This is a genomic window from Prodigiosinella aquatilis (genome assembly GCA_030388725.1).
In the GTDB taxonomy this organism is placed as follows: Bacteria; Pseudomonadota; Gammaproteobacteria; order Enterobacterales; family Enterobacteriaceae; genus Prodigiosinella; species Prodigiosinella aquatilis.
Map to the genome: position 1 here is coordinate 4,416,221 of CP128857.1, position 14,220 is coordinate 4,430,440.

Sequence of the window (14,220 nt, forward strand, 5' to 3'; positions counted from 1 at the left end):
CACAGATATTGCGGTGAAACAAACTAAGCGCGTAACAATCAGTGATATTGCCAAACTGGCGGGCGTTTCAAAATCGACAGCCAGTCTGGTACTTAATGGCCGCAGTAAAGAATTTCGCGTGTCGGATGAAACCCGCGATCGCATTATTGCCCTGGCACACCAGCAACGTTATCAACCAAGTATTCATGCTCGTTCGCTACGTTCAAACCGCAGCAACACGCTGGGGTTGGTCGTGCCAGAAATGACCAACTATGGTTTTGCAGTCATTTCACGCGAGCTGGAAATGTTATGTCGTGAAGCAGGGCTACAACTGTTGATTGCCTGTACCGACGAGAACGCTGGTCAGGAAATGATGGCGGTCAACAACCTACTCCAACGTCAGGTGGATGGTTTGATTGTCGCATCCAGTATGTTCAGCGACGTGGAATATCGTAAAATTAACCAACAATTGCCGGTGGTGCAGTTTGACCGTGTCATTGGTGATTCTGATCTGCCACTGGTGGTTACCGAATCCGTCGAATCAACGGCGGAACTGGTGGAGAAAGTGGCCAGACAGCATCAGGATGAATTCTATTTCATCGGTGGTCCGTCACGGATATCTCCGACTCACGATCGTCTGGCGGGTTTTAAGCTGGGTCTGGAACGTGCCGGTATAGCGTGCCAGCCTGAGTGGATTATTCACGGTAGCTATCATCCCAGTTCCGGCTATGAAATGTTCGCCCAACTATGTGCTAGTCTGGGCCGCCCACCCAAAGCGCTATTTACGGCTGCCTGCGGTCTACTGGAAGGAGTTTTGCGTTATCTGAACCAGCATAATCTGATGGATAGCGACCTGCGGTTATGCAGCTTTGACGACCACTATCTGTTTGATTGCCTGCCGTTGAAGATTGATACCGTAGCGCAGGATTGTGAAACGCTGGCCCGCAACAGTTTTGACATGATTACCACACTGATTGAGGAACGTCCGCTGGAGCAGAGCCGGATTTATGTGCCGACCCATATCCATTGGCGCCATCCTGATTCACGTGGATAATCGCCTAAATAACAAGCGCAAAAATCTTTCAGACAACACGCCCCATTAGTGGGTGGCTTTTTCCACACCAACCAGGCCAATTTTGAGATAACCCGCGCTGCGCAGTAAGTTCATAACTCGCATTATGGTTTCATAATCCACACTTTTATCCGCCCGGAAAAAAATCGTGGTGTCTTTGTCAGCTCGGGTTTTAACATCAAGCACCTGCGCAAGCGCTTGCTCAGGCACCGGGTCATTCCCCAGATAAAGCTGGTTATCTGCTTTTACGGTCAAATAAACTGGCTTTGCCGGCTTGGGTTGTGGTGTTGCCGAAGACGCCGGTAAATTGACACGAATATCTACGGTAGCCAGCGGTGCCGCTACCATGAAAACGATCAGCAGCACCAGCATGACATCAATAAATGGCGTCACGTTGATATCATGCATTTCACCATTTTCATTCTGATCGTCGTTCAAATGCATGGCCATCGCTTAACTCGCCCGCCGTTTCTGCACTGATGACGTCATCTTACTCTCGATGCTATCAGCAATATCCAGGTCACGGCTCTGTAACAGCAGAATTTGTGCCGCCACATCGCCGACAATCGCTTTATAACTGGCTATCCAGCGAGCAAATATGTTGTAGATCACCACTGCCGGAATCGCCGCAACCAGACCAAGCGCCGTTGCCAGCAGCGCTTCTGCAATACCAGGTGCCACAACGGCCAGATTGGTGGTCTGAGTATGCGCGATACCAATAAAGCTGTTCATGATCCCCCATACCGTACCAAATAAGCCGATGAATGGCGCAATCGCCCCAACCGTGGCCAGATATCCGGTACCGCGTCCCATATACCGACCCGTTGCAGCCACACAACGTTCCAGACGGAATGCCGTACGCTCTTTAATCCCGTGGTTATCATCAGATAGGTCTGACAAGACCCGTTCGTTTTGCGCATCCGACAGCAGTCGCAGAGCGACACTGTCCGGTGCGAAAGTGCGGGCGGTATCCACAGCATCATCCACGGTTCTAGCCTCTTCCAACGCCAGATGTTCATCGCGAATACGACGTTTAGCTTTCATCAGCTCGATACTTTTACCAAAAAAGATTGCCCAGGTAATGACCGATGCCAGCATCAGACCAATCATTACCACTTTTACCACGAGGTCGGCGTGCTGATACATACCCCAGACCGAGAGATCCATCTGCATCAGATTGCCTGAAGCATCCGCTCCCGATGGCAGTTCCAGCGCAGACACCACGGCATCTTTGTTAATTACTGGTATGGAAGGAGTGGCGGCAAACGCACTGCCACCCAATCCCGCCATCAGCAGGATAACCACTACACCACGAGAAAATGTGCTCAACGCACAACCTGTGCCTTTCCAGGCTGATGTGAACGGTTGAGTCATGTTGTTGCCAGCCGTATACACGCTGTACCTCCACCTATCATCCAATGCCAGTCATGTAATAAATCAGCGTAAAATAATACCAAAACCTGAATTAATTGATAGTAGTTCTCATTATTATCTACGCATTTTTCTGACAACCCGCTATCACCATAATGCCTGGCTCAACATCCTGAACAGCATCGCTGGCTTGCTATAGCGCTTGATGAAAGCATGCGTTAGCGGATTTTGTGTATTCTGCAACGTCGTATATCTAACGATTTTTATTCTGTGATCGCCATTAAGTTATTACACCATTTATGATGAAAATTCGATAAGTTATCCATTAGCAACAATTAATGGCATACAAATAAAAACATTAATAATCAGTTAATTATTAACAAATTCTCATAATGCATCAAGATTAACGCCACTTGAAACAGCATTTCTTATCATGTTTTGCTTTTGTGATACTTGTCATTCTTCAAAGTTGTATAATAGGTTAGCTTGCTTATCTACAAATGAGGATGCATCACAATAAATTAAGCCTTATCCGGCAAATCTCATCGCATATCTCATTTTTCATGTCAGTGTTTTATGACCTTTTTATGACATAAAAAAATAAAAACGTACTCATTCTATTTACAGTAATACCTATTACCCATCACCTCTGGAGGTAATCTGATGAAGTTATCAAAGACGTTAATCAGTTTGTGTTTAAGTTCTACCGTGGTGTTAATGAGTCATTCGGTTATTGCGCAACAAATTAAAGCTGCTGATGTTCATCCTGAAGGTTATCCAAATGTGGTTGCGGTACAACACATGGGAGAAAAACTTAAAGCAGCAACTAACGGAAGATTAGAAATAAAAACCTTTCCAAGCGGTGTGTTGGGTGATGAAAGGCAGATGATAGAACAAGCACAATTGGGTGCCATTGATATTATCCGCGTTTCCATGACGCCAGTAGCAGCTATTCTGCCGGACGTTGAAGTATTTACCTTGCCCTATATTTTCCGCGATGAAGATCATATGCATAAAGTATTAGACGGGAAAATAGGTCAGGAGGTAGGGGATAAAATTACTAATAGCCCTAAATCAAAACTGGTCTTTCTGGGCTGGATGGATGCGGGTACTCGTAACCTGATAACCAAAGACCCGGTAACCAAACCGGAAGATCTGAAAGGGATGAAAATCCGCGTCCAGGCCAGTCCTGTATCATTGGCAACCCTGAAGGATATGGGAGCCAACTCGATTGCGATGGGTGTCAGCGAAGTGTTCAGTGGTCTACAAACTGGGGTTATCGACGGCACAGAAAACAACCCGCCGACATTTGTTGCCCATAATTATATGCCGGTCACCAAGAATTATACCTGGAGTCGTCATTTCATTATTCCGGAAGTATTCCTCTACTCAAAAATAAAATGGGATAAATTGTCTAAAGAAGATCAGCAACTTATTCTGAAACTGGCCAAAGAAGCACAGCAAGAACAACGGGTATTGTGGGCAGATTATAATGCAAAATCACTGGAAAAGATGAAGGCCGGTGGTGTGAAATTCCACGATATTAATACCGCAGAATTCTATAAAGCGACACAACCGGTACGCGATCAATTCGGTGCCAAATATCAAGGTTTGATAAAAGCCGTTGCCGACGTGAAATAATCTATCGAGTGGGTAAGTTATTTTAATTTACCCACCCATTATTTGCTGTCTGTAGGTGAGAATATAATATGGCCCGTATATATATTTCAGCCATGGATGTGCTGTACCTGATGGCTATGTGGGTATCTGGGTTAGCATTATTCATTATGACGTTAATTATTCCAGTAGGTATTTTTTTCCGTTATATCATGAATGACGGTATTTCCTGGCCAGAACCCATTTCTATTCTTTGCATGGTCACGTTCACCTTTGTTGGGGCAGCAGTGAGTTATCGTGCCTGCTCGCATATTGCTGTCTCCATGCTGGTTGACCGGTTACCGGATGTCGCCAAAAAAGTCTGTAAACTCCTGTCAGATATACTGATGCTGCTAATTTGCCTGTTCATTCTCTATTGCGGTTCACTACTCTGCCTGGAATTATGGGATCAACAGATTGCCGAGTTCCCCATCATCTCTGCCGGACAAACCTATCTACCGCTGCCCATTGGTTCATTTATAACGATGCTGTTCGTCATTGAACGTATTTTATTTGGTTCACAGGATAAGCGTCCTGTGGTCATGCTTGGCAACGCCTAACGGAGCCTGTCACCATGGATGCATTTATCTTGCTTGCGACGCTGGCGGTATTGCTGGCAGTCGGGGTACCAGTGGCCTATGCCGTTGGCTTGAGCGCACTGGTTGGCGCGTATTGGATCGACCTACCGCTGGAAGCGATCATGATTCAAATCGCCAGTGGCGTGAATAAGTTCTCCCTGCTGGCAATTCCATTTTTTATTCTGGCAGGCGCCATCATGGCGGAAGGTGGTATCGCCCGCCGGTTGGTGAACTTTGCCTATATATTTGTCGGTTTTATCCGCGGGGGACTGTCTCTGGTCAATATTGTCGCCTCAACGTTCTTTGGTGCCATTTCAGGTTCTTCTGTCGCCGATACGGCTTCTATAGGTTCGGTAATGATCCCGGAAATGGAAAGAAAAGGTTATCCCCGTGACTTTGCCGCTGCCGTGACGGCGGGCGGTTCGGTACAAGCTATTTTGATTCCCCCCAGTCATAACTCGGTTATTTATTCGCTTGCCGCAGGCGGTACGGTATCAATTGCCTCGCTGTTTATCGCCGGGATATTACCAGGCATCCTGCTCGGTTTAACCATGATGCTGATCTGTATCGGCTTCGCCCACAAACGTGGCTATCCCAAAGGCGAAGTAGTTCCGTTCCGTAAAGCGGTGAAAATCTTCCTTGATACATTATGGGGGTTGATGACCGTCGTGATCATCATGGGCGGTATTCTTTCCGGTATTTTTACTGCCACCGAGTCCGCTGCCATTGCCTGTCTATGGTCATTCTTCGTCACCATGTTTATCTATAAAGACTATAAATGGTTCGAATTGCCCAAACTGATGTATCGAACCGTTAAAACAGTCACTATCGTCATGATTCTGATTGGTTTTGCCGCTTCCTTTGGCGCGGTTATGACGTATATGCAGTTACCAAGCCGCATCACCCACTTCTTCACGTCCATTTCCGATAATAAATACGTCATCCTGATGTGTATCAACCTGATGTTGTTGGTATTGGGGACACTGATGGACATGGCGCCGTTGATCCTGATACTCACGCCAGTGTTACTGCCGGTTGCCGTTTCACTCGGTATCGATCCAGTACATTTCGGGATGATCATGATGATAAACCTCGGTATTGGACTGATTACGCCGCCAGTAGGTTCTGTGCTATTCGTCGCCAGCGCCGTCAGCAAACAGAAGATCGAAGATGTCGTCAAAGCCATGATGCCTTTCTATATCGGCCTGTTCACGGTACTGCTGTTGGTGACCTATATTCCGGAGATTTCACTCTGGTTGCCTCGCCTGTTTGGTGTTCATACCGGTTAACTCCTCTTCTCACTGCATGCATTAACTTGCCCGTTTTCGATAAAAACGGGCTTTTTTGTTTTTATCACGCGGAACAGACAGCATGAAGTCCCTACAACAAACCACACTGACAGCAAGAGTGTCCGTTTTTACAAGTGAACGGAAAAGCGTCCCCACAGGCTGTGCCAGCCGTGATAACGTAAGGACTTGGCAATAATGATATGCCACGGTTTTCCTGAATTCAGGAACGGCAAAGATTACTCAGCAACAGGTAAAAACAGATATGACAAGCAAAAAAACCGCTACAGCGTTGATAGCCGCCGGACGAAGCAAAAAATTTACGCATGGTTCCGTCAACCCCGTCATTCAGCGGGCGTCTTCTTTGGTTTTTGATACGGTCGAGGACAAAAAACACGCCGCTATCAACCGCACCAAAGGTGCACTGTTTTATGGTCGCCGTGGCACGCTGACTCATTTTGCTTTACAGGACGCCATGACCGAGCTGGAAGGCGGCGCCGGTTGTGCACTCTATCCCTGTGGCGCTGCGGCAATTGCCAACGCCATACTGGCTTTTGTTTCTGCCGGGGATCATCTGCTGGTTACCGGATCAGCCTATGAACCAACGCAAGATTTTTGTAATAAAGTGCTGAATAGAATGAACATCAGCACTACCTTTTTTGATCCCATGATCGGTGATGACATCGCCTCATTGATTCAACCCAACACCAAAGTAGTGTTTCTGGAATCTCCTGGATCCATCACGATGGAAGTACAGGATGTTCCCACCATTGTCGCGGCAGTTCGTCGCGTAAACCCGGAGATTATCATCATGATTGATAACACCTGGGCGGCGGGCATACTGTTTAAAGCACTGGATTTTGGTATTGATATTTCCATTCAGTCCGGCACGAAATACATTGTGGGCCATTCTGACGCGATGCTCGGCACGGCAGTAGCCAATGCTCGCTGCTGGGATCAACTGCGCGAACAGTCTTACCTGCTGGGACAAATGGCAGACGCCGATACCGCTTATATGGCCAGCCGTGGGTTGCGGACACTGGCCCTGCGCTTGAAACAGCATCAGGAAAGCAGCCTTCGTATCGCCCACTGGCTTGCTGAACGTCCAGAGGTCGCGCAGGTCAATCATCCGGCCCTGCCAGACTGTAAAGGTCACGATAATTTCGTGCGTGATTTCAGCGGTTGTAATGGACTGTTTTCATTCGTTTTAAAATCAAAGCTCAACCAGGATCAGCTATCAAACTACCTCGACCATTTCAGCCATTTCAGCATGGCTTATTCCTGGGGCGGGTTTGAATCACTGATTCTGGCTAATCAACCGGAAGAACTAGCCGCCATTCGGCCAGCCGGTGGAGTGGACTTTAGCGGTACACTCATCCGTTTACATATTGGATTGGAGGATTGTGACGATCTGATAGAAGATCTGGCCGCAGGTTTCAGAAGAATCAAGGAAATGTGACGTCTCTATCCCTTCAGCCTTGATTCAGCTGCGGCAGGGGAGGTAATACGTGTATCATGGAAGCAATAATAATGATGATTATAAATTTATCTTTTTCCCCTAGTCTGGCCTGGTATCTATTCACCAGTAATCAGAAACGCGCAGTCGCTGTTTAAGGGGTTACAGCAAACCAGACAGGAAGCAATATGAATGTAGTTCATGAAATTATTCAGGCTCTGTGGCAGCAGAATTTCGACGCGTTGGCCGATCCTCACGTTATCTGGGTGATTTACAGTATTCTTTTTACTACGCTGTTTTTGGAAAATGGTTTGCTTCCCGCCGCTTTCCTGCCGGGCGACAGTCTGTTATTGCTCACTGGTGCCATGATTGCAAAAGGTGTAATGCACTTTATCCCGACAATGATCCTGTTGACGGTAGCCGCTAGCCTGGGTTGCTGGTTCAGTTATCTTCAAGGCCGCTGGTTGGGTCATACACGGCTGATGCAAAAATGGCTACGGCAATTACCCGCGCATTACCATCAGCGTGCCTACCATCTTTTTGACCGTCATGGTTTGATGGCATTGCTGATCGGCCGTTTTCTGGCCTTTATCCGCACATTACTGCCCACCATTGCTGGCCTTTCCGGATTAGACACAATGCGTTTTCAGTTTTTCAACTGGCTCAGTGGTTTTCTCTGGGTATTTGGCATCATCTCTCTTGGCTATTCCATGAGCCATATTCCCCTGGTACAACGCCATGAAGCGCTGGTTATGTCAGCGTTGTGCATCATGCCGCTAATTTTGCTGATGAGCGGTCTGGTGGGGATGTTGATCGTACTGTGGCGAAAAAAACGCACGGTTGCCTGATCTACAATAGCGAGTGGTTCCCTAGCTACCTTCTCCCACCCAGCTGCCAGCCCGCAGACGTGATACTTCATTGCCGGGCGTGGTGCCAAAGTAACGTTTAAATTCACGGCTGAACTGCGAGGGACTTTCATACCCCACACGAATGGCGGCCGTTCCCGCTTTCAGCCCATCATGCAACATCATAAGGCGCGCCTTATGCAACCGGTACGATTTCAGATATTGCAACGGCGACGTGTTGGTTACTGCTTTGAAGTTATGGTGAAATGCCGACACGCTCATGTTAACTTCCATGGCCAATTGTTCTACATTCAGGTTATCAGCGTAGTGATTTTCTATCCGCCGCAGCGCTTTAGCAATCTGGCTGAAATGCGTGTGACGATTAACCAACGCCTGTAATGCATCACCACAAGCACCGCATAGAGCGTGATAAATAATTTCCCTGACAATGCCTGGTCCCAACACTCTGGCATCCCGTGGATTTGTCATCACATCCAGTAACCGTTCTGTTGCGCACAGCATGGCATCCGTCAACCGAACACTGTTGACGCCTGACGTCTCAGCCCGGGGTTTATCCGCACAAGCATCATCACCAATGTCGATCAGTAAATCCTGCAGAATCTGGATATCCACCCGGACAGACACCCCCACCAGCGGTTGCTCCAAACTGGCGAACGTTTCACACTCAAAAGGCAACGGAACCGTCATCAACAGGTAGTTTTCCGGATCGTAACGAAAAACTTTACTCCCCAGATATCCCACTTTGTGCCCCTGAAAAATAACCACAATGCTGGGGTCATACATCACCGGCGTACGTCCGTAATGGCGATCAGAATAGATAATCTTTACCTGCGGAACCGGAGACGGCGTAACCCAAGCGCCCCCCTCACCCACAAACTGCATGGCCTGTTTGACCAGTCGACTATATGTACTATCGTTTCTCATATGTTCATCTCTTCCCACAGAAGGGAGTAAAATGACATATCACCGTCATGGAATCATCATTTTCTCTCTTTTTTTATAGAAATAGGCAAAAAGAGAACAGGAATGAGCATTGTATGAAAATGATAGGTTACCGAGAATAGGGCACCGACAACATCACCATTGATACCCAAACGCTATTGTCGGATATCCATCACCAGCAGGTATGTATAAATAAGATCAATGTGCTGCCTGCCATTCTCCAACAAGGCTTTAAACTGGATAAATAATCTATGCAAAATTTTACACTTCATACCCCAACAAAAATTCTGTTCGGTGAAGGCCAAATTTCCGGACTGGCTAATGAAATTCCCGCTGATGCCCGAATCCTGATTACCTATGGCGGCGGCAGCATTAAACATAACGGCGTGTTGGATCAGGTACATACGGCGTTGCATGGTCGTAACGTGCTGGAATTTTCCGGCATTGAACCTAATCCAACCTACGAAACACTGATGAAAGCCGTTGAACTGGTGAAAAAGGAAAAAATCGATTTCCTGTTAGCGGTTGGCGGTGGCTCCGTTGCGGATGGCACCAAGTTTATTGCGGCGGCAGTCAACTATACCGAGGCAGAAGATCCGTGGCACATTCTGCAAACCCGTGGTGCGCAGATTAAAAGCGCCATTCCACTCGGCGTCGTACTGACCTTACCGGCGACCGGCTCCGAATCCAATAGTGGCGGAGTTATCACCCGGAAATCCAGCGGCGACAAACAGGCCTTCATGAATCCGCTGGTTTGCCCGCGATTTGCCATCCTCGATCCAGTGACGACATATACGCTGCCAGAACGGCAAATAGCCAACGGCGTGGTAGATGCTTTTGTGCATACTGTTGAGCAATATCTGACCTATCCGGTTGATGCCAAAGTGCAGGATCGCTTTGCGGAAGGGCTGCTGTTGACATTGATCGAAGAAGGCCCGCGCGCACTGAAAGACCCCAAAAACTATGCGATTCGCGCCAACGTGATGTGGAGCGCTACCATGGCACTGAATGGTTTGATCGGCGCGGGCGTACCGCAAGACTGGTCAACACATATGCTGGGCCATGAAATCACAGCTATGCATGGATTGGATCACGCTCAAACGCTGGCTATCGTCCTGCCAGCCATGTTGAACGAGCGTAAAACGCAAAAACGACAAAAACTGCTGCAATATGCCGAACGTGTCTGGAATCTGCGCGACGGTAGCGAAGAGCAACGCATCGACAGCGCTATCGCCGCCACCCGTGATTTCTTCGAGAAAATGGGGGTTCCTACTCATCTCTCTGACTATCAGCTCGACGGCAGTTCCATTCCGGCACTGGTCGCAAAACTGAAAGAACACAATATGACCGCATTGGGCGAACACCATGATATTACGCTGTCAGACAGTCAACACGTTTATGAAGCTGCCCGTTAATTTGGTCGATAACAGCCCACCCAAAACAGAGTAACCCAATCTCATATAACGGAAAGCGCGGGGGAATTATCCCCCCGCGACTTACACTTCACGCTCTTCATCGTCTTCCTGTGACAGCGTCAACACATTGTAAGCGACCGCACAAAACAACGAGTTCAGACGGTTCATATCTCCCAACAACCCAAGATGCAATGAACTGGTTTCCAGACTCTGTACGTTTTGCTGATGCAGTCGATCCACATGCGCGTGGGCATAGCGGCGGTTGAGAATACGAAAACGGTGTTTGGCACGGCGTAACCGTTTGGCGCTAGCCACATCCCCAGACAAAAATACCGACAGCCCAAGGCGCAAGTTGATCACCAACTGCTCGTGCAAATGATTCAACTCGGTCAACCCTTGTGCAGAAAACGCACGCTGGCGCCCCATCGCCCCTTGGACGACATCACCGACAATGCGTTCGATAATATCGCCAGCCTGCTCCAGATTTAGTGCCATTTCAATGACTTCTGCCCAGCGTTGAGAATCTCGCTCATGTAGCCCTGTTTTCTCAATCTGGGCCAGATAGAGCTTGATGGCGTTGTACAGCACATCCACGTCATCGTCCAATTTGCGGATTTCACGTACCTGCTGACGGTTCCCTTGCAACACGTCATGATACATATTGAGCATCTGCTCGATCACATCACCAATCCGCAACGTTTCACGGGCAGCGTTTGTCAGCGCCAGTACGGGAGTATCCAACGCGCTGATCTCCAGATGCCGGGGATGAAGACGGGGATCGATTTCCTGTTCAGTGGTAATCAGATTGCTGCACAGTTGCGCCATTCGTCCGGCAAAAGGCAGTAACAACACACAGCGGATCAGGTTATAGAACAGGTGAAAATAGATAACCAGCTCTTCACTCGCCAGTGGGATACGGGCCAGACCATCAGCCAGATAACCGATGGCAGGCAATGCGGGCAGACAACCAATCAGCTTAAATAACATACTGCCCAACGCAACCTGGCGCGCCGCTGGACTTTGTGTACTGGCATTCATCAGCGTTAGCACACCACTCCCCAGGTTCGCGCCAATCACCAGACACAACGCCACTTCCAGCGAAATAACATGGCTGGCGGTAAGTGTGGCGGTTAACAATACCGCCGCCAGGCTGGAGTAGCTGATTACGGCAAACACAGCGCCGACCAATGCATCCAGCATCACATCCCCGGTCAACGAGGAAAACAACACCTTCACACCTGCGGTCTGGGTAATCGGGGTAGCGGCTTGCACAATGAGTTCAAGCGCCAGCAGAATCAAACCTAATCCGATAGCAACTCGCCCAAGCTGACCGGCATGGGTTTGTTTACGGCTCAGGAAAAAAATAACCCCCAGAAAAATCAACAGCGGAGAAAGCCAGGACAAATCAAACGTCAGGACCCGCACCATCAACGCGGTCCCGACATCGGCACCCAAGATAATCACCAGTGCCGGGGCCAGGGCGATCAACCCTTGTGACACAAAAGAAGTGGTCAATAATGCAGTGGCATTACTGCTTTGAACCAATGCCGTGACGCCCATGCCCGCCATAAAGGCCAGCGGTTTTTTATCAACGCTATCGCTGATTATCCGGCGCAAACGGGAACCATACACCCGCATAATGCCGGTCCGTACAATATGCGTTCCCCATACCAACAAAGCGATAGCAGAAAGTAAGTGCAACAGAGTTAACACAGAGCAATAATCCCATCCAATATAAGAAACATAACAATAAAAACAGCCTGTACCACCAAGGAGAAAGAGTACTCTCCTCGCAGATACTGGCATTATGATGCGTGTTGGCTATACCATCCGCCCCAAAGATTTCACCTCAGTCTGACAGACCACCCTTTATTGTGAAAATTCATTTGCACAAATAACGGTAAAATTTTCAAAATACCCGCCCAAATCAACAAGTGGCTATTTTTCGCTTTTTAGGATTTAAGCTAGCGCTATTCTGCGCACATACCTAACTTTAAAGCGTTAGCGTATTAGTAAACGTTTCCGATCTCAGCAAGGAAAATGGATGAAGACCAAAACATCATATGGCCTAAACTGGCTGCCTTTAGTAATTATCCTGATAATTGCCGCTATCTTTTGGCATATCACCCCACCGACAGGACTAAAACCAGCGGCCTGGCATTCGGCTGTCATTTTTGTCTCTACCATTATCTGTATTGTGGCCAACGTATTACCCATCGGGGCCATCGGTATTATCAGTATCACTTTGTTTGCTCTCACTTATGCCGCAGGCGATACCACCGCGAGTGCCTCCATCCAAACGGCACTGAGTGATTTGAACAGCTCACTCATCTGGCTGATTGTCGTCGCATTCATGATTGCCCGAGGGTTTATTAAAACCGGTCTGGGGCGTCGTATCGCACTACAAATGATTCGTATGCTCGGTAAACGGACGCTGGGCCTGGCCTATGGTCTGGCATTTGCGGACCTGGTGTTATCGCCTGCCATGCCGAGTAACACCGCCCGTTGCGGCGGGGTAATCTATCCGATTGCTGACTCACTGGCCCGTAGCTTCGATTCCAAACCGGAAGATGCATCCCGCAGTAAGATTGGTACCTTCTTGATTACGTGTATCGGTAACGTTAACGATGTCACCGCAGCGATGTTTATGACCGGTTACACCGGTAATCTGCTAGCGGTAAAACTGGCAGCTAACGCCGGTATTACCATCACCTGGGGTAGTTGGTTCGTGGCAGCGGTGGTGCCTTGCATGATTTCCCTGCTGCTGGTCCCGTTGTGCGTTTATATCCTGGTAAAACCGAAAATCCGCCATACGCCAGAGGCACCCAAGCTGGCCATTTCCGAACTGGGTAAAATGGGCAAGATGAGTCGGGGAGAATGGCTGATGGCCGCCACGGTACTGATCCTGCTGGTATTGTGGATTTTTGGTGGCGTACTGGGCGTGAATGCCACCACTGCGTCTTTTGTCGGCTTATCCATATTGCTGTTAACCGGGGTATTAAACTGGGAAGACGTCAAGAGTGAAAAAAGTGCCTGGGACACGCTGATTTGGTTCGCCGCGCTGTTGATGATGGCTAACCAGCTGAAAAGACTTGGTTTCACAACCTGGTTTGGTGATCTCATCGGTACCAATATAGGCCATATGATGGGGAACACCAGTTGGGTACTGGTACTGCTGTTACTCAATGCCGCCTATTTCTATACCCACTATTTCTTTGCCAGTGGTAATGCACAGATTGCCGCTCTGTACGCGGTATTCCTGGGTGTCGGTATCAGTCTGCATATCCCGGCAGCACCGATGGCGATGATGCTGGCTTTCACCAGTAGCCTGTACTGCTCACTAACACAATATACCCACGCTCGCGGTCCGATTCTGTTCGGGTCTGGCTATGTGCCTACCGTCGTCTGGTGGAGAACCGGGTTTGCTATCAGTCTGGTTAACCAGGCAATTTTCATGTCCGCTGGCCTGCTGTGGTGGAAAGTGATCGGCCTGTATTAATACCCGACAAATAAAACGTAGACGGGCACCGTAGGGTGCCCGTTCTATGCCATACCGCCAACGCATTCTCTCTGATATCTGCCTGCCATCCGACGCCCTG

General features: G+C 48.6%; 12 protein-coding genes. 8 read left to right on the forward strand and 4 right to left on the reverse strand.

The annotated features are described in order from the left end of the window. Window positions 1–13 precede the first annotated feature (13 nt). Window positions 14–1,033, forward strand: a complete 1,020-nt coding sequence (locus PCO85_20530) for a LacI family DNA-binding transcriptional regulator (GenBank protein ID WJV53509.1) — start codon at window positions 14–16, stop codon at window positions 1,031–1,033. Between the two features lie 45 nt (window positions 1,034–1,078). Here PCO85_20530 and exbD read toward each other — a convergent pair whose 3' ends face one another. Next, the gene (gene exbD / locus PCO85_20535) at window positions 1,079–1,501 is read right to left on the reverse strand and encodes a TonB system transport protein ExbD (protein ID WJV53510.1); all 423 of its coding nucleotides are present in this window, start codon (window positions 1,499–1,501) and stop codon (window positions 1,079–1,081) included. Between the two features lie 3 nt (window positions 1,502–1,504). Beyond that, window positions 1,505–2,425, reverse strand: a complete 921-nt coding sequence (exbB, locus tag PCO85_20540; GenBank protein ID WJV53511.1) for a tol-pal system-associated acyl-CoA thioesterase — start codon at window positions 2,423–2,425, stop codon at window positions 1,505–1,507. Window positions 2,426–3,085: 660 nt separating this feature from the next. Here exbB and PCO85_20545 point away from each other — a divergent pair. The 5 genes from PCO85_20545 to PCO85_20565 all read left to right on the forward strand — a co-directional run bounded on the left by PCO85_20545 (window position 3,086) and on the right by PCO85_20565 (window position 8,246). After that, complete coding sequence (locus PCO85_20545; GenBank protein WJV53512.1) at window positions 3,086–4,063, forward strand: TRAP transporter substrate-binding protein; 978 nt, start codon at window positions 3,086–3,088, stop codon at window positions 4,061–4,063. A gap of 68 nt (window positions 4,064–4,131) precedes the next feature. Then, a complete protein-coding gene (locus PCO85_20550) occupies window positions 4,132–4,638 on the forward strand; it encodes a TRAP transporter small permease (GenBank protein ID WJV53513.1) in 507 nt (168 codons plus the stop codon). A 14-nt stretch (window positions 4,639–4,652) separates the two neighbouring features. Next, the gene (locus PCO85_20555; GenBank protein WJV53514.1) at window positions 4,653–5,945 is read left to right on the forward strand and encodes a TRAP transporter large permease; all 1,293 of its coding nucleotides are present in this window, start codon (window positions 4,653–4,655) and stop codon (window positions 5,943–5,945) included. Window positions 5,946–6,207: 262 nt separating this feature from the next. Then, window positions 6,208–7,401, forward strand: a complete 1,194-nt coding sequence (gene metC / locus PCO85_20560; GenBank protein ID WJV53515.1) for a cystathionine beta-lyase — start codon at window positions 6,208–6,210, stop codon at window positions 7,399–7,401. A gap of 185 nt (window positions 7,402–7,586) precedes the next feature. Beyond that, window positions 7,587–8,246, forward strand: a complete 660-nt coding sequence (locus PCO85_20565) for a DedA family protein (GenBank protein WJV53516.1) — start codon at window positions 7,587–7,589, stop codon at window positions 8,244–8,246. 21 nt (window positions 8,247–8,267) lie between these two features. On the opposite strand, the gene PCO85_20570 is transcribed toward PCO85_20565, so the two are convergent. Next, complete coding sequence (locus PCO85_20570) at window positions 8,268–9,146, reverse strand: AraC family transcriptional regulator (GenBank protein ID WJV56160.1); 879 nt, start codon at window positions 9,144–9,146, stop codon at window positions 8,268–8,270. Between the two features lie 311 nt (window positions 9,147–9,457). Between PCO85_20570 and yqhD the strand changes: the two genes are divergently transcribed. Beyond that, the gene (yqhD, locus tag PCO85_20575) at window positions 9,458–10,621 is read left to right on the forward strand and encodes an alcohol dehydrogenase (GenBank protein ID WJV53517.1); all 1,164 of its coding nucleotides are present in this window, start codon (window positions 9,458–9,460) and stop codon (window positions 10,619–10,621) included. 81 nt (window positions 10,622–10,702) lie between these two features. On the opposite strand, the gene PCO85_20580 is transcribed toward yqhD, so the two are convergent. Further along, window positions 10,703–12,334, reverse strand: a complete 1,632-nt coding sequence (locus tag PCO85_20580; protein WJV53518.1) for a Na/Pi cotransporter family protein — start codon at window positions 12,332–12,334, stop codon at window positions 10,703–10,705. Window positions 12,335–12,665: 331 nt separating this feature from the next. On the opposite strand from PCO85_20580, the gene PCO85_20585 reads away from it, so the two are divergent. Then, entirely contained in the window at window positions 12,666–14,120 is a 1,455-nt protein-coding gene (locus PCO85_20585) for a DASS family sodium-coupled anion symporter (protein WJV53519.1), read from the forward strand. Window positions 14,121–14,220 lie beyond the last annotated feature (100 nt).

Excerpts from the sequence above, each read along its gene's own strand:
- yqhD (WJV53517.1), top strand. The coding sequence starts at position 9,458 with ATGCAAAATTTTACACTTCATACCCCAACAAAAATTCTGTTCGGTGAA.
- PCO85_20565 (WJV53516.1), top strand. The coding sequence starts at position 7,587 with ATGAATGTAGTTCATGAAATTATTCAGGCTCTGTGGCAGCAGAATTTC.
- PCO85_20545 (WJV53512.1), top strand. The coding sequence starts at position 3,086 with ATGAAGTTATCAAAGACGTTAATCAGTTTGTGTTTAAGTTCTACCGTG.
- metC (WJV53515.1), top strand. The coding sequence starts at position 6,208 with ATGACAAGCAAAAAAACCGCTACAGCGTTGATAGCCGCCGGACGAAGC.
- PCO85_20570 (WJV56160.1), bottom strand. The coding sequence starts at position 9,146 with ATGCAGTTTGTGGGTGAGGGGGGCGCTTGGGTTACGCCGTCTCCGGTT.
- PCO85_20585 (WJV53519.1), top strand. The coding sequence starts at position 12,666 with ATGAAGACCAAAACATCATATGGCCTAAACTGGCTGCCTTTAGTAATT.
- exbD (WJV53510.1), bottom strand. The coding sequence starts at position 1,501 with ATGGCCATGCATTTGAACGACGATCAGAATGAAAATGGTGAAATGCAT.
- PCO85_20550 (WJV53513.1), top strand. The coding sequence starts at position 4,132 with ATGGCCCGTATATATATTTCAGCCATGGATGTGCTGTACCTGATGGCT.
- exbB (WJV53511.1), bottom strand. The coding sequence starts at position 2,425 with ATGACTCAACCGTTCACATCAGCCTGGAAAGGCACAGGTTGTGCGTTG.
- PCO85_20555 (WJV53514.1), top strand. The coding sequence starts at position 4,653 with ATGGATGCATTTATCTTGCTTGCGACGCTGGCGGTATTGCTGGCAGTC.